The following is a 20,431-nucleotide window of genomic DNA, read 5'->3' as shown; positions in this document are numbered from 1 at the left end:
AGCGGTGCTTTCAGGTTGCAAGAACCTGATTCAAGGCGCGTGCAATGTCGATTTGCTGAAGCGGCTTTCGCAGCAGCATCCGCACGCCGGCCTCGATGGCCTGCTTTTCGAGTTCTGGCGTGCCATAGCCGCTGCACAGGAACACCGGAATCGCAGGGCGAATGCGCAGTATGTGCGCGGCGAGTTGCAGCCCGCTCATGTCGGGCATCGTCTGGTCGGTCATCACGGCGTCGAAGCGTTCAGGGTGGTGCGCAAACGCTTCCCATGCGGCGCTGCTCGATTGAAAGCCCACCGGCTCGTAACCGAGTTCGGCGAGCAGTTCTTCCGCGAGACTGACGAGGGCGGCTTCGTCGTCGACAACGAGCACCACCTGGCCGTCGCCGTGGGGCAGCATGGCAGGTTCGCGGACGACGTCGTGAGCCAATTCAGTGCTTAGAGGTAAATACACGTCGAACCGGCTTCCCTGGCCAGGCGCGCTGGTGACGGACACCGCGCCGCCGTATTCGCGCACGATGCTGTCGACCAGCGACAGGCCCAATCCCGTGCCTTCACCCGCTTTGCGTGTGGTGAAGAACGGATTGAAAATCCGCTCGATCAAGTCCGGGCTCATGCCCGCGCCGGTGTCGGCCACGCCAAGTTTGACATAGTCGCCCGCAACGATCGGCCCACTGGTGAGGCTCGCCGCCGTTTCTATGTACGCGTGTTCGAGCGTGACGGTGAGCGTGCCGCCATGCGGCATCGCAAGCAGCGCGTTGCTGCAGAGATTCATCACAACCTGATGGAGGTGCGTCGTGTCACCCATCACGACGACGTCGCCCGCCTGCAATTTCAGGGCGATTGCGATGCCAGCAGGCAGACGCGCTTCAAGTAGTTCGATGGTTTCCGCGACGATGGGCGAGAGACGCACGGGCAGGCGCGCAACCATGCCGCTGCGGCTAAAGGTCAGGATGCGTTCGACCAGGCTGCGGGCGCGGTTGCCTGCATTCATGACCTGTTCGATGTAGCGATGCTCGGGCGCCTGCGTGTTTGATGCATTGAGGGCGCGCTCGCCGTAACCGAGGATCGCGCCCAGGATGTTATTGAAGTCGTGGGCGATGCCACCTGCGAAGGTCCCCAATGCTTCGAGTTTCTGCGCCTGCATGAGTTGCGCCTCCAGGCGGCTGCGCTCGATTTCCGAGAGCCGGCGTTGCGTCACGTCTTCGAGCGTCGCCACCAGCACATCCTCGTGTTCTTGCGAGGAGTGTTCGAGTCGATATTCCGCCGAGGATACCCGCGCGACGCTGACGTCGGCCCAGATAATGCTGCCGTCACGATGCATAAAGCGTCTTTCGAAGCGCGTGGTCACGGTATTGCCGTGCATCAGCGTGGCGACCTGCTGTTTAATCTCGGCTGCGTCTTCGCCATAGACGAGATCGATGGCGTTGCGCGTAGTGAGCTCGAATGCGCTGTAGCCCACCATGCGCTGAAATGCAGGGTTACTCGCGATGAAGCTGCCTGCGGTTCGCAGAACGACGACGCCTATTGGCGCATTTTCGAAGACCGCTCGCCAGCGTTGTTCGCTGGAATGCAGGCGTTCGGCGAGCGTCTGCTGGCGACGCAGTTGCCGGGTCAGCGCCAGCGCCAGCACGGCGACCAGCAGCGAGATGGAGCCGGTGCGCACGATCGCGTTGATGAAGCTGTCGTGCCAGTCCGCGAGGACGACCTGGCGATCGCGCGATACGGTTACGCCAAGCGGAAAACCGCTGACGGCGCGATGCGCAGACTGAAGGTCTGCGGCGCGGACGCCATCGGGCTCGCGTGAGAAGGCCACAACGGGCGTGCCGTCGTCGAGCGAGAGTTTGATCAGCGTGCCGCGGCCCAGGTCGATTTCGCGGTAGAAGCGCTCGAAATAGTTGTCTTCAACGAGCGCCCGCACAGCGCCCTGGAAATGCCCCGAAGCGTCCCATATGCCGATCGCAACGGCGAAGGTGGGCTGGCTGTCGGCGAGGCTCCTGAGCGGCCCGCTGATGACTGTCGCGCCGGGCGGCGCATGCTGGATCTCGCGGAAATACGCGCGCGGCGCAATATCGATGTCGGGCTGGCCAGCAGGCTGGGAACTGGCAATACGATTGCCGGCCGCATCGAACAGGCTCAATTCGCGGATCTGTGGAACGTCGGCGACTTCGCGCTGCAGAAAACCTTCAATCGATTTGTCCGGTGCCTGGCGGCGTTGCGGCACGGTTGCGGTCACGCTCGTGCGGCGCAGGATCAGTTCGATTTCCTGCAGCGAACGCGCGGTCTGCTCGGCGAGTGCACTGGCGATACTGGCGAGTTCGCGGCCGTTGCCCGCAAGCGCCAGGTTTCTCGCACGCCAGCTGTCCCAGGCTGAGGCGACACACACGCACACCACGATGACGCACGCACCCACCGGGACGAGCCATCGCCAATGATTGCTGGCTATCTTGATCTTCGTGAACTCGGTGGGTTTCATGTCGGCGCAATCCGGTGCCGGTAGTGGAGTAAATCGTCGATCACAGCGACGAGAGCTGCACCGTGGAAAGGCTTGGCCAGCACCCGGGCGACACCGAACTGGCGCGCCGTTTCGGCTTCCATACCGGGGCCGACAAGGAAATAGCCCGATGTCGCCACGACCGGCGTACCCGGAAAGGCGCGAATGAGCGAGGCGATTTCGTCGCGCGCCTGCGTTTCCGGGCAATTCAGGTCGATGACAATCGCGCCCGGCGCATTCGCATGATGATCTTCGGCAGACCCAAGCCACTGACGATCCATGACGCGGTATCCCGAGTCCTGAAGCCAGAGAGAAACCAGGCCGAACATGGCCAGGTCGCTGTCCAGCACGAGTATGTTCCTTGAACCGGCCATATTGTAATCCCCGTCGAGATCCTGCGATTGCACCCGGTTCGCCGGGGCCCGGTCATGATTTAAATGGCCGGTCATTGCAAGGTTGTTTCATGAAATTATCCGATCGTTTCATTTGAAACAGAGGGGTGGGCGTCCGTGGATCTGCAATCTGTGTTTCAAATGAAATGCAGGCGTGACGCCGTGAAACGAAGCGGTAACCCTCGCACTTTCAAATAGGGTCTATATCGAATCTTTTTCGTAAGGAGGCTTTATGGGCAGCCTGAGTATCTGGCATTGGATCATCGTGCTGGTTATCGTGTCGCTGGTGTTTGGCACTAAAAAGCTGCGCAATATCGGCGGCGACCTGGGGGGCGCCGTGAAGGGCTTCAAGGATGGAATGAAAGAAGTCAATGCGCTGCCCGAAGCCATCAAGGCGGAGGCAGGCGATGCGCAGCGCGAGGACGCCGCCGCGACACGGATGTCGTGACCGCATATGGATCGCGCGACAAGCGCCACAGGAGTTCGGTATGCTTGATTTTGCACTGTCCAAAATGGCGGTGATTGGCGTCGTGTCGCTGGTGGTGCTCGGGCCTGAGCGGCTTCCCCGTGTCGCGCGCACGAGCGGTGCGCTGCTCGGGCGCGCGCAGCGCTACATCGCCAGCGTGCGCGAAGAAGTGACGCGTGAAATCGAACTCGCGGAAATCAAACAGGCCGCGCAAGAAGTGGCTTCGTCGGCGCGTTTGCTGGAATCGTCGATTCGCGAGGGCGTTGCCGGAATCGAAGCGGACACGAACGTTCATACGGTCGTGAAGCCCGAAATCTTGCCGTCGGCGGTAGCGACGCCCGGTTGGGAACCGCCGCCTGTGCGAAATGATGAAGTTATCGCGCAGACGCTGGCCCGACGCCGCCGCTGGCGCAGCAGGCAGGTGGCGTTACCACAGTGGTACAAGCGGGCCTCGACGCCGCGGCGCAAGGTGGCGTCCGATGCCGCGCGTGCTGCCTTGTCGCCAGCCATGGCCGCGCCGGGAGATTTCGCGTGAACGAAATCCAGTCCGTTATTGAACGCGAATCCGAATCGCTGGTTTCGCACCTCGTCGAATTGCGCACGCGGATCGTGCGCGCGGGAATCGCGGTGATGGTGCCGTTTCTTTGTCTGGTTTACTGGGCCCCGAATATTTTCCGCTTGCTCGCGCGGCCGCTGATGGAAAACCTGCCGCATGACGGGAAACTGATCGTCACGGACGTGACGGGGTCGTTCTTTGCACCGATGAAGGTCACGCTGCTGGTTGCATTCATTATCGCGCTGCCTTTGGTGCTCTACCAGATCTGGGCGTTTATCGCGCCCGGACTTTACCAGCACGAAAAGAGGCTGATTGCGCCACTTGTGTGCAGCAGTTACGCGCTGTTTCTAGCTGGAATGGCATTCGCTTATTTCGTGGTGTTCCCGAATATCCTGCGCGTGATGGCCCACTATAACGCCCCATTGGGCGCGGCAATGAATACCGATGTCGACAAGTACCTTGGCTTTGCGATGACGATGTTTGTTGCGTTCGGCGTGACGTTCGAAGTGCCGGTCTGCGTCGTCCTGCTGGTGCGGATCGGTCTGGTAACGGTCGCGCAGTTAAGAGCGAACCGGGCCTATGTCGTCGTGGGGGCGTTTGTTGTTTCCGCCGTTGTGACGCCGCCGGATGTGTTTTCGCAGTTGATGCTTGCGGTACCCCTGATCGCCTTATATGAAGTCGGGATCGTTGCGGCGCGACTCTTTGCCCGCGCCCGACTCGATGATAAGGCCTAGACCGGCAACGCTAAACTCTACTAATCGATACGCAGCGCAGAGATCCCGCCGGTCTTTGCGCTGTGCGCCGTTTACCGCGTTTAAATCGACACGGAGCGGATCTTTTCGACCTGGTCGAAAAACACGTAGCCTGCGCCTCGAACGGTCTTGATGTAGCGTGGATTCGACGGATCGGCCTCGATTTTCCGGCGCAGACGCAGAATCTGCACATCGATCGAGCGGTCGAATACATCGTCGTACATCCGGCTCGCTTCGAGTAACTGGTCGCGCGTCAGGATATGGCCTGGCGCAGCAAGAAAGGCCGTCAGGAGCGAGAATTCGCCGTTCGTGAGCACGATGGCCTCGCCGGACGGCGAGACCAGGCGGCGCGTGCCGGTATTCAATTCCCAGCCGTCGAAGCGATAAGCCCGGGTATCGGCACTGCGTCCCGTCGTCATGGCCGTTGCAGCGGTGAGCGACGAGCGCCGCAGCACGGTGCGGATTCTCGCGAGCAGTTCGCGCAGGCTAAAAGGCTTGGTCAGATAATCGTCGGCGCCGAGTTCCAGCGCCATGACGCGATCGGCTTCATCCAGCCGCCCAGTGACGACAATGATCGGCAGCGAAGAGGTTTCGCGCATGCGCCGTGCGATCTGCGCGCCATCTTCGTCGGGCAGTTTCAGGTCGAGAATCACGAGGTCGAGCGCATGTTCCTGCAACGCAGTGGCCAGTTCCGCGCCATTCGACGCGCTCGTCACCCGGAAATCGTTTTCGCTCAAATAATCGCCGATGAGTTCCCGCATGGCAGGGTCATCGTCCACGACCAGAATATGGGCCAATGTCGGCATGCGCTCGCTCTGGTTGTCTGTCGAAAGGCTCAAAACAGGACAGGCGCCGCCATCCCTGGGGATCTCGATGAGACCCCGGAATGGTCGGCGCCCAGCCATGCTCCTTGCGGAGCTGGCAGCGTCATTTTACGCCGTCGGCAAACCGGGAATGGCGCAGCCAAACGTCTGGAGAATCAGCACGGCATTGAGCATGAGCACCACGGTCGTGCCCGCGAGCGCGGCGTAGTGGACGACGCGGCTATTGGCGAATTCGCCCATGATGTCGCGACGGCTCGTGAATACGATCAGGGCAATCATGGGCACCGGCAGTGCAAAGCTCAGGACAATCTGGCTGTAGACCAGCGCATCGGTTGCATTCATGCCCAGCGCAATGACTGCAAATGCGGGGATCATCGTCACCAGGCGGCGCACCCAGACGGGGATCGGGAAGCCCACGAAACCCTGCATGATCATTTGCCCGGCCATGGTGCCGACCACCGAACTGGAGATGCCGGAAGCGAGCAGCGAAACCAGGAAGACCGCAGCCGCGCCTGCGCCGAGCAGCGGCGTGAGCGTGCGATAGGCGGTTTCGACTTCGGCAATATCGGCGTGGCCGGCATGAAATGCGGCCGCGGCCATCACGACCATCGCCATATTGACCATTCCCGCAATCGTCAATGCGATCACGGTTTCCTTATTCGAAAAGCCGAGCAATTTGCGGCGGTCTGCATTGTTTTTTGCCGGTGCGCGATTTTGCGTGAGTCCGGAATGCAGATAAATGGCATGAGGCATGACGGTCGCACCGAGAATGCCGGCGGATACGGCCAGCGCATGACTCGACGCCAGCTGGGGAACGAGCGTGCCGTGCACCGCCGCGACCCAGGAGACGGGCGCGACAAACATCTCAAGCAAATAGCACAACGCAATGATCGCAACGAAGGCGCCAATGGCGAGTTCGATGGGCCGATAGCCTTGCTGCTCCATGAGCAGGATCGCATAGGTGACGATGCCGGTGATAACCATGCCTTCCACCAGCGGAAGGTGCAAAAGCAAGGACAGGCCAATTGCACCGCCGAGAAATTCGGCAAGATCGGTGGCCATCGCGGCAATTTCGCTCACGGCCCACATTGCGTAGACGAGATTGCGCGGCAGTTGCTCGCGGCAGATCTGCGCAAGGTTTTTTTGCGTGACGATGCCAAGCTTTGCCGATAAGGCCTGAAACAGCATCGCGATGATATTGGCGCACAGCACCACCCAGAGCAGCGAATAGCCGAATTCGGATCCGGCCTGGAGATTGGTGGCGAAATTGCCGGGATCGACATACGCAATGGAGGCGATCACGGCGGGCCCGGCAAACAGGAGCCGCGACAGCACGCCTTTTTTCTTTCCCGCAAGCACGTCCTGAATGGCGCGCGTAGTTCGCTCGGTCAGCCCAACAGGTTGTCCGGTGCTCATGAATCCCGTCCCTCATCAAATTTGGAAAGTGCCGTACGCGTCCAGGCAGGGCGCAGGCTCGCAGTCGCGCGCTGATTGCCGGGCGAAGCGCGACGGCGGATTCAGCTGTCCAGCAGAATATCGAGGGAGGGGGGGCGCGTTGAATGCCGCAAGGATTAAAGATCCTTCATATTGGGCGCGGCGTGCTGGCGTCTTCGTTTCTTAACGTTTTCTTGACACCTGTTTTCTTACTATTGCAAATGATTTTCATTTGCGACTTATTGGCGAGAACAGGATAACAACATGGTGTTTAGTCGGGGAACGCGGGGCCGGCAGTCGGCGCTGTTGACGAATCCGCTGTTGACGAATCTATTGAGCGCGACGGTGGGCTGTGTTGCCATGGCGAGCGCGCACGCGCAGACCGCGGCCAGCGCGCCGCCCGCCGTGGTGGCGGATGCGGCGGCCGCATCGGGTGCATCGGGTGCATCGGACGCATCGGCGGTATTGCCCGCCGTGAAGGTCAGCGGACAAAGCTCGCCGTATCAGACGAAGTATCTGGAATCCGATCAATTCACGGCGCCGCTGCTCGATATTGCGCAGAGCGTGGCGATCGTTCCCAAGCGCGTGCTCGACGAGCAGCAGGCGCAGAGTCTTCAGGACATTCTCAAGAACGTGCCGGGCATTACCTTCACGTCCGGCGAGGGCAACCTGGGCTGGGGCGATATGTTCACGATTCGCGGCTTCTCCGGCGAACAGAGCATCACGATCGACGGTCTGCGCGATGCGGGGCTGGCGAGCCGCTCGGATACCTTTGACGTCGAACGCGTCGAGGTCTTCAAAGGCACAGGCACGATCGAATCGGGCGTGGCCGCGCCTGGCGGCAGCGTGAATCTCGTGACGAAAGAAGCGCATCTGGGCGACGCGTACCATCTTTCGACCACGCTCGGCAGCGCGCGTTATCGGCGCGTAACGGCCGATCTGGATAAGCAGATCGGCGAGCATTCCGCGCTGCGCCTCAATTTGATGCGTCATACGCAGGATGTCGATGAGCGCGCCAATGTTCACGATGATCGCTGGGGCGTGGCCGGATCGCTCGCGATGGGTCTCGGCACGCCGACGCGCGTGACGCTCGACTATTTCCATCAGCAGGACAACAACGTTCCCGATACGGGCGTACCCATCGAGCGCGGTACGGGCGGCAAGACGTTCCCGGGCGTCGCGCGCAATGCGTGGTATGGCGACCCGAACCTGTACAAGGATCATTCGACGACCAACCGCGCGACCGTCAAGATCGAACACGATTTCAACGACAACACGCGCATTTCGAATATCACCCGCTGGGAGCAGACCGATCGCACCACGGTGCTCGCGCCCGCGCGTTTCAATTCGACGAGCGGCACGTCGTACGGTTATACGGGCACGGGATCGCTGGTGACGAGCGGCTCGGGCATTCTCTCGTACAGCGGCGCGACTGCAGACGCGAATCTTTCGCCGCTCGCGGTCTTGCGCGGCAATAACTACGGTACGTCGAAGCGTTACGACATTCTCGCGAACGAGACCAATCTCAACACGTCGTTCGACACGGCTGGGTTGCATCACGACCTGGTGATTGGCGCGGAGTTTTATCACGAGCGTTATGGCGACCTGCCGCGCAGCGTGCTCGCGCCGTCGACGAATCCGGTCATGGATCTCACCAATGCGTATGGCACGTCCATGGGCGGCGTGGAGACGATGGAGGGCACAACCGGCGATTACGCAGCGGTCAACGATGCGGGCGTCTATCTGCGCGATACCGTCACCATCACGCCTAAGTGGATCGTGGAAGGCGCTGCGCGTTATGACCGTTTCTGGGTCAAGCAGGTGAGCGGCGCGGCCAATGCGCATTCGGTTCTGCACAGCAGCGATGGCGCGTTCAGCGGGCGTATCGGCGTGACTTACAAGCCGTTGCCGTTCGGCAGCATTTACGCGAGCTATGCGCGCGCGGCGCAGCCTTCGGCCGTCGGCGCGACGACCAACAACACGATTTATGGCGCGACGTCGGCAGCGACGGCGAATCTCAAGCCGGCCGTCGCGCAGACCTACGAACTGGGCACGAAGTGGGACTTGCTGAACCAGCGTCTCTCGCTCACGGGCGCACTGTTTCGCACCGAACTCAGCGATTCGTGGGACTACGGCGATACGACCTCAAGCGTGGTGCGCGAATTGCCGCCCAAGCGCGTCGATGGCATTGAAGTGGGCGTGTCGGGGAACATCACGGAGAAGTGGTCGGCGTTTGCGGGCGTAGCGGCAATGCGCGGGCGCATCACGAAGGGCGTCAACGAAGGCCAGCGGCCCGCCAATGTGCCGAACGCCACTTTCAATCTGTGGACGACCTATGCGGTGACGCCGAAATTCTCGGTGAGCTATGGGCTGCAATATGTCGGCACGCGTCGCTATACGGACAATGAGTACGTAGGCGGCCAGAACAACAACAGCAGTACCGTGAGCGGCGCGAACGGCACGCATCCGGCCTACGTCTACGATGCCGAGAAGGCTCCGGTTTTCTGGCTGCATTCGCTGGCGGCGCATTACACCGTCAACAAGAATCTTTCGCTGGGCCTCAACGTGCAGAACCTGTTCAACAAGTTCTATTACTCGGCGGTGGGCGCCTCGCTCGATGGGTTCCAGCTCTATGGCGTGCCCGGTGCGGGCCGCACGGTGCTGCTCTCGGCTGACGTGCGTTTCTGATCCTGCAGGTCGAGCGGCGGCCCGCACAGAGTGGGCCGCCGCATTGCGTTTTTCAAAGAGTCGAAAATGATCGTGGAAATTCCGGGCGTATTCAGCCCGCAGGAAGCGCAGGTGCTCGTGGAGAAGCTGCGCGCGACGTCGTGGATCGACGGCAAGGTCACCGCAGGCGCGCAATCGCAGCGCGTCAAGCACAACCGGCAACTGGACGGCGATAATCCGCTTGGCCGTGAAATCGGCGATGAGATCATCAATCGCCTGGCCAAGGATGCGGTGTTCATGTCGGCGGCGCTGCCAAAGCGCATCTATCCGCCATTGTTCAATCGTTATGGCATGGGTGAATCGTTCGGATTCCATATCGACAATGCCGTGCGTGGCATTCGTGCGTCACGCGAGCGCGTGCGCACTGACCTTTCCGCCACGCTATTTCTCTCCGATCCCGAAAGCTACGACGGCGGCGAACTCGTCATTCGCGATACCTATGGCGAGCAGCGCGTGAAGCTCAAGGCCGGCAGCATGATCCTTTATCCGGGTTCGAGCGTGCATAAGGTCGAGCCCGTCACGCGCGGCGAGCGCATTGCTTCGTTCTTCTGGATCGAAAGCCTGGTGCGTGACGACGCGCAGCGCAGCGTGCTGCTCGATATGGATGTGGCGATTCAACGGCTCACGCAGCAGGAGGCGAGCGAGGAGTCGCTCGTGCAGCTCACGGGCTGCTATCACAACCTGCTGCGTATGTGGGTCGATTGCTGATGTTCAGAGGGTTGCTGGCGGCGCGAGGTCGATGTGAAAGCGCGCGCCGCGTCCCGGCTGGGAGTCGAGCGTGACGCGCCATCCCTGATGGTCGCAAATGCGCTGCACGAGCGACAGGCCGAGGCCCAGGTTGTCGATGCGCGCCGCGCCGCCAGTTATGAACGGCGCGAAGATGTGGGGTGCGATATCGGCGGCGACGCCCGGGCCGTCGTCCGTCACGTCGAAGCTGCTGGCCCTCGCGCGAATCACGATCTGCGTGCCGCTGGAGGCATGCTGGAGCGCGTTGCGAATGAGGTTGGACAGGGCAATGCGCACCAGTGCGGCGGGGAAAGCCGGGTCGGCTGACGAGTCCGCTGTTTTGTCGCGTTGTGTGTCGTACTGCGCGAACAGTCGCAAGCCCAGTCGTTCCGCGCGGCTGCTCCAGTGCGCGCGTTCCTTTTCGACAGCATCGGCAATCGTGCTGCGCGAGAATCCGCTCGCATCGGAGGAGTCGCGCGCGAGCATCAGGTACGCGGCGAGCTGCTGATGAATGTCGAGCGACGCTGTGTGCACGCGTTGCAGTTTCTGCTGCTGGATGGGCGTCAGTTCGGGATCGTCGAGCAACAGTTCGCAGGAGCTCGATATCACGGTGAGCGGCGTACGCAGTTCGTGGCTGACGTCGGCGGTAAAAAGCCGTTCGCGTTGCAGCGCCATTTCCAGCTGGTTATAAGTGGCGTCGAATGCCGCTGCGAGCCGCCCGATCTCATTGCCGGGATACGCCTGGGCAATCTGCGTCTGTGGCGGCAGTGCGGGACGCTTGATGACCTGTTCGGCAAGACCGGCGAGCGGGCGCACGAGCCGGCGCGTGACTGCGCCACCCAGCAGAAAGGCGACAAAGAGGCTCGCGCCCACGCAGACCACGGTGAGCCAGTGCGAGCGCACGCGCCGCTGTTCGAATGCTGTGTAATCGCGCAGCAGCATGTAGCGCACACCGTCACGGTCGTCGGCCATGATGTGCCAGTCGCGATCGTCGTGCTGGATGCGCGTGAATCCCGGCTCGACCTGGCGCAGCCAGGCGGGGAAGGTCTCGCTGCCGGGTTCGCCGTGGAAGAAGCGGCTGCCGCGCCCGACGTCCTTGCCCGCGAGATATTCACCGCGTACGCGATCGAGCGCCATGCCCATGTCGATCTGCTGGAGGTGCGTTTCGAGGCGGTTCACCGTCCACATCGAAACAAGCGAAAGCAGCGCGCCCACCAGCACGGCGACGATCAGGTACGCGAGCACCAGTTCGCGTGCGAGCGTGCGCTGCGTGGCGCGCGGCGCTGGCCCGGCCTGCTCAACCGGCATGGCCCGCACCGCCCTGGAGTTGATAGCCCACGCCGTGCACCGTATGCAGCAAGGACTCGTTGAAAGGCTTGTCGATCACCTGGCGCAGTTGATGGATGTGCGTGCGCAGGCTGTCGCTATCGGGCGGCGAATCGAGCCAGAGCGCTTCTTCGAGGCGCTGGCGCGAAACGACGGCGGGACTCTCCTGCATGAGGATCTTCAGCACGGTCATGGGCGCGGGCGGCAGGCGCAGCGTGACGCCCGCGCGTGAGAGGGCGCGCGTATCGATGTCGAGCACGAGATCCGCGACCTGGAGCGTGCGGGCGGCGGCGCGCTTGCGCGGACGCTGGAGCAGCGCGTTGACGCGCGCGGCGAGTTCGGCGAGCGCGAAGGGCTTGATGAGGTAGTCGTCGGCGCCTGCGTGAAAGCCGGTCAGGCGTTCATCGAGCGTATCGCGAGCCGTCACCATGATGATCGCGGTATCGCATTGCGCTTCGGTGCGAAGGCGGCGGCACAGCTCGTAACCGTCCAGGCGGGGCAGGGAAAGGTCGAGCACGATCAGGTCGTACTCGTTGCGGGTCGCCAGTGCGTAGCCCTGCATGCCGTCGAGCGCGCAATCCACCAGATAATTTCGGGCCCCCAGATAACTGGCGATATTGCCGAGAATATCGGGGTCGTCTTCGATTGCGAGAATACGCATGTTGCTTTGTTGCTAATAATCGGTGGAATTCAGTATGACGGATTTTATCAGCGGGCCCGCTATTTTGCCGCGACGATGCGATCGCAAAGAACTCCTTAGTGTCATTTGTTGTTGATGACCTCGCATGCAGGCGTGTCTTGACGTTTTCTTGACGCGACATCGTGGACACTGTGCGCCGGAGTCGCAACGGCTTTCTTAAATGCGGGGGCGAGAAGATCAGTTTTACTGATTAATTTAGGCGGCGCTGATGCATGGTCAGCTATTCGAGTCAGGAAGGCAGGGTTGCGCGACCTGACAGGAAATGGCCCCGTTTAATCGCCCATTTGGGCTGGCTCGCCCGCTGCGGCCGTCCGATTTCCCGGCCAGATGGCCCACCAATCAGTGGCCGAACGTCGAGTGGAGCCCTTTCACCAGCAGCCGAAAGGGCTTTTCATATTGCGAAATTCGCACGAAATTTTCGCGCCGCCCGCTTTTCGTCGCTTGAAAACCTGTTTTGCATTGCAAAAAATGCATTCTATCTCGTTGAAAAATAACGAGAAATTATGTCTTATGTCTTATATAAGAGTTGGAGGGAAGGCGGTACTATTTAGTCATGGAGTTCGCTTCGACAGACGCAGCGAAACGCCCAACTAACCAGTCAAACGCGCTTTCCTCCCAGGAGATACTCATGTCCCAATACCAAGACGACATCAAGGCAGTTGCCGGTTTGAAGGAGCAACAAGGCAGCGCCTGGAATGCGATCAATCCGGAATCCGCTGCGCGCATGCGTGCCCAGAACAAGTTCAAGACGGGCCTGGACATTGCGAAGTACACGGCGAGGATCATGCGCGCCGACATGGCCGCCTATGACGCCGACCCGGCAAAGTACACGCAGTCGTTGGGCTGCTGGCACGGTTTCATCGGCCAGCAGAAGATGATCTCCATTAAGAAGCACTTCAACACCACCGAGCGCCGCTATCTGTACCTGTCCGGCTGGATGGTGGCCGCGCTGCGCTCCGAGTTCGGCCCGCTGCCCGACCAGTCGATGCACGAGAAGACCTCGGTGAGCGCGCTGATTCGCGAGCTGTACACGTTCCTGCGTCAGGCCGACGCCCGCGAACTGGGCGGCCTGTTCCGTCAACTGGACGCTGCGCAAGGCCCGGCCAAGGCCGCCATCCAGGAAAAGATCGACAACCACGTGACCCACGTCGTGCCGATCATCGCCGACATCGACGCCGGTTTCGGCAACGCTGAAGCCACCTATCTGCTGGCGAAGCAGTTCATCGAGGCGGGTGCTTGCTGTATCCAGATCGAAAACCAGGTGTCGGACGAAAAGCAGTGCGGCCACCAGGACGGCAAGGTCACCGTGCCGCACGAGGACTTCCTCGCCAAGATCCGCGCGATCCGCTACGCGTTCCTCGAACTGGGCGTGGACGACGGCATCATCGTGGCGCGTACCGATTCGCTGGGCGCGGGCCTCACGAAGCAGATCGCCGTGACCAGCAACCCGGGCGACCTGGGCGACCAGTACAACTCGTTCCTCGATTGCGAAGAGCTGTCGGCTGACGAACTGGGCAACGGCGACGTCATCATCAAGCGCGACGGCAAGCTGCTGCGTCCCAAGCGCCTGCCGAGCAACCTGTTCCAGTTCCGTTCGGGCACGGGTGAAGCGCGTTGCGTGCTGGATTGCGTCACGGCCCTGCAAAACGGCGCCGACCTGCTGTGGATCGAAACCGAAAAGCCGCATATCGCACAGATCGGCGGCATGGTCAGCGAAATCCGCAAGGTCATCCCGAACGCCAAGCTGGTGTACAACAACAGCCCGTCGTTCAACTGGACGCTGAATTTCCGTCAGCAGGCCTATGACGCGATGAAGGAAGCAGGCAAGGACGTGTCGAAGTACGATCGCGCAGCGCTGATGAGCGTGGAGTACGACCAGACGGAACTGGCGACGCTTGCCGACGAAAAGATCCGCACCTTCCAGGCCGACGCATCGCGCGAAGCCGGTATCTTCCATCACCTGATCACGCTGCCGACGTATCACACGGCCGCACTGTCGACCGACAATCTGGCGAAGGAATACTTCGGCGACCAGGGCATGCTGGGTTATGTGGCTGGCGTGCAGCGCAAGGAAATCCGCCAGGGCATCGCCTGTGTGAAGCACCAGAACATGTCGGGCTCGGACATCGGCGACGACCACAAGGAATACTTCAGCGGCGAAGCAGCGTTGAAGGCCGCAGGCAAAGACAATACGATGAATCAGTTCTGATTCCTGTCGTAGCCAGAAGCGAAAACGCCAACCCGTGCGGGTTGGCGTTTTTTATTGCTGAAAAAACGGCGCGGGGCGCAATCAGCCGCGGTGTCGCGGGCGCGACGAACCCGACGAGCCGCCGCCTGTCGACGAACCCGTCGTGCTGCCCGTCGTGCTACCAGACGTACCACCCGTCGAGCCGCTGGTTGAACCACCGGACGTCGAAGAAGCCGGCGTGCCCGAGTAGTAGCTGGAGCCCAGCTTGGCCTTCGTGGTATCCGAATTGACGCCGAACTGCGTGAGGCTCCAGCGCTTGCCCGTGCTGACGTCGCCCAGATAGAGCTGGTAGCCGCCTGCCGTGGTCGACGAGAAGAAGACGTAGTTCGTGCCGTTCACCGGGCCCGCATCGTCGTTGTTGCTGATGCAGTCGTTGATGCTCAACTGGTTCGGCGTATCGGACGGATTGGTCTTCGTATAAAGCTGATCCAGCTGTTGCGAGGCGTTGTTCCATTTCGTGTAGAACACCGTACCATCGGCGCGCACGACCGGGTAGTACGTGCTGATGCCGCTCACCGCGTCGAACGGCACCGTGGCGCCCGTTGCGATGGTTTCCTCATAGAGGCCGAGGTTGGCGCCCCCCGTTCCTTCCGAGAACAGAAGCTTCGTGCCGTCCGGCGTCATGTACGGCATCGAGTCCTGCGTCTTGTTGTTCGTGATGTTGATGACCGACGTGAACTGCGGAATGCCGCTGGGGTAGGAGAGCGTACCCTGCATGACGTTGGCGCTGTTCTGCTTGAAGATCACCGTCGAGCCGTCGGGCGAGAACTTCGGGTCTTCGTTGCGCGTTGCGCCCGTGCTGTTGGTCAGGCTGTACGGGGCGTGGCTGCCGTTCGTCGGCCACATGAAGACATTCCACGCATTGTTCTGGATGCCCATGAAAAGCAGCCATTTCCCGTCGGGCGAGAAGCTGGCATTCATCGGGTCGGTGATGCCCCACGACGCATTGCTGACCTGCGTGAGCGTACGTGCGCTGAAGTCATAAATGAACAGCTGGCTCGTACCGTCGCCGTAGCTGACGTAGCTGTGATACACCAGCTTGCCGGTCAGGCTGCTGGGGAACGATGCATTGGATTGATTAGGCGGATTGCTGACGCAGGCTGCGTTGCTTTCGCTGGCGAACATGGCGGCAAAGAGGCCGATGGCGAGCGTGAACGGAATGGATCTCAGCTTCAACTACTAGTACTCCTAAAATATGTATGTAGTGTGAAATTCGATGGATCATCGCGTCTGCGCATGCGTGCGCGACGCGTCAAGCGACGACATGGGCCGCAAGGCCACTGCCCGAATGGCTTCGCAATGGACTAGAGACGACGATTCGCCAAAAAGACCGGAGCGCAGATGAGACGGGCTGAATTCACGGCGAGTCCCAACGACAGGGACTGGCGAAATGAAAGCTCCCGTGGGAGACAGGGAAAAATTCCCTTACAGGTCGAATGATGTATCGACATACTTCGAGGAAGCCAAATTATGCCCGCTCAATCGTGAAAAAAAAAGAAACCAGAAGGAAAGATAAACGGGGCCGCGCCCCATGCCACATGGCGTGGAGTGTAAATTGAGCGCAGTAGAAGGATTAATTTGGGGCCGCTCCCTTGCGGGGGCGTTGGGGCAGGAGCAGTCAGTCTTCGCGTGGGCAAGACTCACTGCGCAGAGCGTGCTTTAGCGGTTGCGTTGATGCGCACGATGCGATGCACCAGCGTCGGCAATCGCGCTGCTTCAATGCGCTTATCGCGGCGCATTTTGGTCGTGGCAGCCTGGGCATTACAATTTCAGGCCTTGCTCCAACACCATTACACCAACCATGACGAATCAAGACATTCAATTCACGCCCGACGCCGACCCGGAATCGATTTCTTCCGACGTGGCGGCATTCGGCGGCGTGCTGATGAGCACGCAGGTTCCCGTTCGGGCTGACGGCAGCCTGGAGCTAGGCGATATCGAGGCACAAAGCACCTGCACGCTTCAGGCGCTGAAGAACGCTCTCGAAGGTGCGGGCAGCTCCATGGATCGCGTCCTGCACCTGACGATCTACCTGACGGACATGGCGGATCGGGCGGCCTTCAACGAGGTCTACAAGCGATTCTTCAAGAAGCCCTGGCCGGTGCGCGCTGCAGTAGGCGTTGCCGCACTGGCGGTCGAAGGCATGCGTGTCGAAGTCACCGCAATGGCGGCTGGGCCCAGCAAGGACTGAGTGGGCGCGAGGCCTGCCGGGCGAGTATTGCGCCGTGCGCCGTTCGATATTTTCGGCAGGCTTCCGTTGACGTGCAGATCGGGTGCGCCGGTATCAGCCGCCGCCTTTCTGCAATTTCGAAAAATAGTCGAGTGCGAAAAGGCGGAAGCGCTCGACTGCCGCATTGTTCTGCTCCTCGTTCCAGACGAGATCGAGTTCGGCCCACGCATCCGTGCTCCAGAGCGGCCGGAACACCACGTCGCGAAACCCCAGCTCACGTGCCGATGCGGGCACGATAGCCATGCCGTGTCCCGCGCGCACGAGCGCGACGATGCTATGCGTCTGGTCGATGAACTGGACGTGACGCACGCGCACGTTGGCGGCGGTGAGCAGCCCCGTGATGCGGTCGTGAAAATACTTGCCGCCATCGGGCGAATACATCACAAAGGCTTCGTCCGCCAGGTCGCGCGCGGCGATGTTGCGACGCCGTCCTGCGAGCGCATGTCCCGCAGGCAGCGCGAGCAACAGCGGCTCGCGTGACAGTTGCCGATACACCAGGCCCCGGCTCGCATACTGCGAGCGCATGACGCCCAGGTCGATGGCGCGCGTTTCCAGCGCCCGCACCTGCGCGCTCGACACCATTTCGCGCAGCACCACCGTAATGCCGGGCAGGTGCGTGCGCGCCGCCGCGAGCAACGCGGGCACCATCTGATACCCCGAAACCGCCGTGAAGCCAAGGCTGACCTGCCCCGCGTCGCCACGCGCGACACGCCGCGCCGAATCGGCGGCCTGATCGGCGAGGCGCAGGATGCGCAGCGCGTCGTCGTAGTAGATACGGCCCGCCTCGGTCAATTTCACGCTGCGGCTATTGCGCTCGAACAGCACCAGCCCCAGCGCTTCTTCAAGCAGATGGATCTGCCGGCTAAGCGGCGGCTGCGTCATGAAAAGCCGTGCGGCGGCGCGCCCGAAGTGCAATTCCTCGGCGACAGCCACAAAACAGCGCAGGTGATTGAGGTCGACGTTCATTTCAATTGTTGTATTGATCGATGCTGAATATAGCTTAGACCTCAATCAATCGCCTGCCTATACTCGATCTCACTCAATTCACTTAACGCCCCCGTCCGTGACGATTTCAGCCGCTTTGCAACGAGGAACGCCCGCATGACCTTCGAAGTGTTACTGATCAACCCGGTGATCCCGATGCTCGACGAGGCGTTGCGCGCCCGTTACACCGTCCACCGCCTCTACGAGCACGCCGACAAACAGGGCTGGCTGCGCGAGGTCGGCGCGAATATCGAGGGCGTCGTCACGGGGGGCGCGAGCGGTATCGACAACGACACCATGAGCCGCTTGCCGAAACTGCGCATCGTCGCGATCAACGGCATCGGCACCGATGCGGTGGATCTGGACTACGCACGCGCTCGCGGCATCCACGTCTCCACGACGCCTGGCGTGCTGACCGACGACGTGGCCGACCTCGCCATCGGCTTGCTGCTCGCGGCGACCCGGGGCTTGTGTACAGGCGACCGCTACGTGCGCGATGGCCAATGGGTGGCAAAGGCGCCGCTGCCGCTTGCCCGCAAGTTCAGCGGCATGAAACTGGGCATCGTCGGTCTTGGGCGGGTTGGGCGCGCGATTGCCGCGCGCGCTGCCGCGTTCAACTGCGAGATCGCTTACACGGATCTGCGCGCGATGTCCGATGTGCCGTACCGGTTCGTCGACGACCTGCACACGCTTGCGAGCCAAAGCGACGCGCTGGTGCTCGCGGCGTCGGCGGACAACGCGCAAGGGATCGTCGATGCGCGCATTCTCGACGCGCTCGGCCGCGACGGCTGGCTCATCAACGTGGCGCGCGGCAAGCTCGTGAACGAAACCGACCTGGTGCAGGCGCTCGCGGACAAGCGCATCGCGGGCGCCGGTCTCGATGTGTTCGTCGATGAGCCGAATGTGCCCGCGGGGCTGCTGTCGTTCCCCAACGTCGTGCTGCAGCCGCATCGCGCCAGCGCGACGGTGCAGACGCGCGAAGCGATGGCGGCAATCGTGCTCGAAAGCCTTGAAGCGAGTTTCGCGGGGCGTCGTCCGGAGACCAGCGTGACGCCTTGATCGACGCCACGCGCGCCAGGTGAAAAACCGCCGCGCGCATCAAACCGGCAGTGCAAAGCGCGCCGGGACACCATCCCGAAACAGGGAGGAGACACATGGAAGCCTTCGATATCGCCGCCGCGAAAGCGTCCCGTTCGTCGGTCGAGCAGGGCCGCATCGGGCACTTTCGATACTGTATTCTGGGCCTGATCTTCTGCGTCACGGTGCTCAACTACGCCGATCGCGCCACGCTGTCGATCGCCGGCACCTTCGTCGCGAAAGACCTTCACCTCACGCCTGCGGCGCTCGGCGTGGTCTTTTCCGCATTTGGCTGGGCCTACGCAATCGGGCAGATTCCGGGCGGCTGGCTGCTCGACCGTTTCGGCGCGCGGCGGGTCTATGGCGCGAGTATCCTGCTCTGGTCGTTCTTCACGATGTGCCAGGGAACGGTCTCGATCTTCGGTTCCGTGGCCTCGGCAACGGCGGCGCTCTTTGTGATGCGCTTCATGCTCGGCCTTGTCGAATCGCCTGCGTTTCCGGGCAATGCGCGCGTGGTGGCAGCGTGGTTCCCGACTGCGGAGCGCGGCACGGCCAGCGCGCTTTTTAATTCGGCGCAATATCTCGCCGTGGTGATTTTCACGCCGTTGATGGCGTGGTTCACGCATGCATTCGGTTGGCACTACGTATTTTTCCTGATGGGCGCGCTGGGCGTGGTAGCGGCCTTGATCTGGTTCGCGACGATGCACGAGCCGTCGACGCATCCGCGCATGAGCCGCGCGGAACTCGACTACATCGCCGAACGCGGAGCGCTCGTGAACCTCGATTCGCGGCGCAACGACCAGGGGGGCGCACGTCGCCGCTTCACGCGCGCCGAGATCGCCACGCTGTTCACCGACCGCAAGTTGTGGGCGCTCTATATCGGCCAGTACTGCATCACGGCGCTCACGTACTTCTTCATCACATGGTTCCCGATCTATCTCGTGAAGGAACGCGGCATGAACATCATGACCGTGGGCCTTGTCGCGGCGTTGCCAGCCATTTGCGGATTCTCGGGCGGGGTGCTGGGCGGCGCGTTTTCGGACTGGCTGATTCGCCGTGGCGTGTCGATGTCGGCCGCGCGCAAGACGCCTTTCATGATCGGCATGGTGCTGGCGACGACGCTCATGGCCGCGCCGTTCGCGAGCTCCGACACCGCCGTCGTCGTGCTGGTGTCGCTGGCATTCTTCGGCAAGGGGCTGGGCGCGGTCGGCTGGGCGGTGCTCGCCGATGTCGCGCCGCGCGAAATGACAGGGCTCAGCGGCGGGGTCTTCAACGGGATCGGCAACGTGGCGGGGATTGTGACGCCCATGGTGATCGGGTTCGTGGTCGCGACGACGGGGTCATTCGACCGCGCGCTGTGGTTCGTCGGCGCGCATGGAGTCGTCGCGATACTGGCCTACGGCGTGCTGGCGGGGCGCTTCGCGCGCGTCGAGCTGCCTGTGAGCGCGCGCGCGTGAGCGTTGTGGCGAACGTGTTTTGCGAGGGCCGCGCATCCCAGGCC

General features: G+C 61.7%; 16 protein-coding genes and 1 pseudogene. 9 read left to right on the top strand and 8 right to left on the bottom strand.

The genetic code is table 11. The annotated features are described in order from the left end of the window. Positions 1–10 precede the first annotated feature (10 nt). Together BBA01S_RS45095 and BBA01S_RS39985 are read right to left on the bottom strand one after the other, a co-directional pair. Positions 11–2,470 (bottom strand): ATP-binding protein, encoded by a 2,460-nt coding sequence (locus BBA01S_RS45095; RefSeq protein WP_027815361.1) that lies wholly within the window; start codon positions 2,468–2,470, stop codon positions 11–13. Continuing rightward, positions 2,467–2,937 (bottom strand): DNA-binding transcriptional response regulator, encoded by a 471-nt coding sequence (locus BBA01S_RS39985; protein WP_027815360.1) that lies wholly within the window; start codon positions 2,935–2,937, stop codon positions 2,467–2,469. Before BBA01S_RS39985 ends, BBA01S_RS45095 begins: the two co-directional genes overlap by 4 nt. Positions 2,938–3,112: 175 nt before the next feature. On the opposite strand from BBA01S_RS39985, the gene tatA reads away from it, so the two are divergent. From tatA to tatC, 3 genes are read left to right on the top strand one after another with little or no spacing between them, the layout of a single operon-like run. Continuing rightward, positions 3,113–3,328, top strand: a complete 216-nt coding sequence (gene tatA, locus BBA01S_RS04335; protein ID WP_027815359.1) for a Sec-independent protein translocase subunit TatA — start codon at positions 3,113–3,115, stop codon at positions 3,326–3,328. Between the two features lie 40 nt (positions 3,329–3,368). Beyond that, positions 3,369–3,881 carry a twin-arginine translocase TatA/TatE family subunit gene (locus BBA01S_RS04330; protein WP_027815358.1) on the top strand — a complete coding sequence of 171 codons (513 nt, stop codon included), beginning with the start codon at positions 3,369–3,371 and terminating at the stop codon, positions 3,879–3,881. Next, on the top strand, positions 3,878–4,636 hold the full coding sequence (gene tatC, locus BBA01S_RS04325) for a twin-arginine translocase subunit TatC (protein ID WP_042295936.1): 759 nt from the start codon (positions 3,878–3,880) through the stop codon (positions 4,634–4,636). Before BBA01S_RS04330 ends, tatC begins: the two co-directional genes overlap by 4 nt. Before the next feature lie 80 nt (positions 4,637–4,716). On the opposite strand, the gene BBA01S_RS04320 is transcribed toward tatC, so the two are convergent. Together BBA01S_RS04320 and BBA01S_RS04315 are read right to left on the bottom strand one after the other, a co-directional pair. After that, a complete protein-coding gene (locus tag BBA01S_RS04320) occupies positions 4,717–5,460 on the bottom strand; it encodes a response regulator (protein WP_027815356.1) in 744 nt (247 codons plus the stop codon). A 126-nt stretch (positions 5,461–5,586) separates the two neighbouring features. Further along, positions 5,587–6,894 carry an Nramp family divalent metal transporter gene (locus BBA01S_RS04315; RefSeq protein ID WP_027815355.1) on the bottom strand — a complete coding sequence of 436 codons (1,308 nt, stop codon included), beginning with the start codon at positions 6,892–6,894 and terminating at the stop codon, positions 5,587–5,589. Between the two features lie 339 nt (positions 6,895–7,233). Between BBA01S_RS04315 and BBA01S_RS04310 the strand changes: the two genes are divergently transcribed. Beyond that, positions 7,234–9,600: a TonB-dependent receptor gene (locus tag BBA01S_RS04310; RefSeq protein WP_245641417.1), complete on the top strand. Its 2,367-nt coding sequence runs from the start codon at positions 7,234–7,236 to the stop codon at positions 9,598–9,600. A gap of 66 nt (positions 9,601–9,666) precedes the next feature. Next, complete coding sequence (locus tag BBA01S_RS04305) at positions 9,667–10,347, top strand: Fe2+-dependent dioxygenase (protein ID WP_027815353.1); 681 nt, start codon at positions 9,667–9,669, stop codon at positions 10,345–10,347. Between the two features lie 3 nt (positions 10,348–10,350). On the opposite strand, the gene BBA01S_RS04300 is transcribed toward BBA01S_RS04305, so the two are convergent. Further along, entirely contained in the window at positions 10,351–11,673 is a 1,323-nt protein-coding gene (locus BBA01S_RS04300; protein ID WP_042295932.1) for a sensor histidine kinase, read from the bottom strand. Continuing rightward, positions 11,663–12,352, bottom strand: coding sequence for a response regulator transcription factor (locus tag BBA01S_RS04295; protein WP_027815351.1), 690 nt, complete (start codon positions 12,350–12,352; stop codon positions 11,663–11,665). The genes BBA01S_RS04300 and BBA01S_RS04295 overlap by 11 nt, the downstream gene beginning before the upstream one ends. Before the next feature lie 667 nt (positions 12,353–13,019). Here BBA01S_RS04295 and BBA01S_RS04285 point away from each other — a divergent pair. Continuing rightward, complete coding sequence (locus BBA01S_RS04285) at positions 13,020–14,600, top strand: isocitrate lyase (RefSeq protein ID WP_027815350.1); 1,581 nt, start codon at positions 13,020–13,022, stop codon at positions 14,598–14,600. Between the two features lie 99 nt (positions 14,601–14,699). Here BBA01S_RS04285 and BBA01S_RS39980 read toward each other — a convergent pair. Continuing rightward, positions 14,700–15,764: pseudogene (locus tag BBA01S_RS39980) on the bottom strand (TolB family protein); the annotation flags it as partial. 676 nt (positions 15,765–16,440) lie between these two features. On the opposite strand from BBA01S_RS39980, the gene BBA01S_RS04270 reads away from it, so the two are divergent. After that, a complete protein-coding gene (locus BBA01S_RS04270) occupies positions 16,441–16,830 on the top strand; it encodes a RidA family protein (protein ID WP_027815349.1) in 390 nt (129 codons plus the stop codon). Between the two features lie 93 nt (positions 16,831–16,923). Here BBA01S_RS04270 and BBA01S_RS04265 read toward each other — a convergent pair whose 3' ends face one another. Then, a complete protein-coding gene (locus tag BBA01S_RS04265; RefSeq protein WP_027815348.1) occupies positions 16,924–17,835 on the bottom strand; it encodes a LysR substrate-binding domain-containing protein in 912 nt (303 codons plus the stop codon). Positions 17,836–17,970: 135 nt separating this feature from the next. On the opposite strand from BBA01S_RS04265, the gene BBA01S_RS04260 reads away from it, so the two are divergent. Continuing rightward, on the top strand, positions 17,971–18,912 hold the full coding sequence (locus BBA01S_RS04260; RefSeq protein WP_027815347.1) for a 2-hydroxyacid dehydrogenase: 942 nt from the start codon (positions 17,971–17,973) through the stop codon (positions 18,910–18,912). Positions 18,913–19,007: 95 nt separating this feature from the next. Then, positions 19,008–20,387, top strand: coding sequence for an MFS transporter (locus BBA01S_RS04255; RefSeq protein ID WP_027815346.1), 1,380 nt, complete (start codon positions 19,008–19,010; stop codon positions 20,385–20,387). Positions 20,388–20,431 lie beyond the last annotated feature (44 nt).

The organism is Paraburkholderia bannensis NBRC 103871, assembly GCF_000685015.1.
GTDB lineage: Bacteria > Pseudomonadota > Gammaproteobacteria > Burkholderiales > Burkholderiaceae > Paraburkholderia > Paraburkholderia bannensis.
The sequence above is the reverse complement of the archived record's forward strand: the minus strand, read 5'-3'. Positions and strand labels throughout refer to the sequence as shown.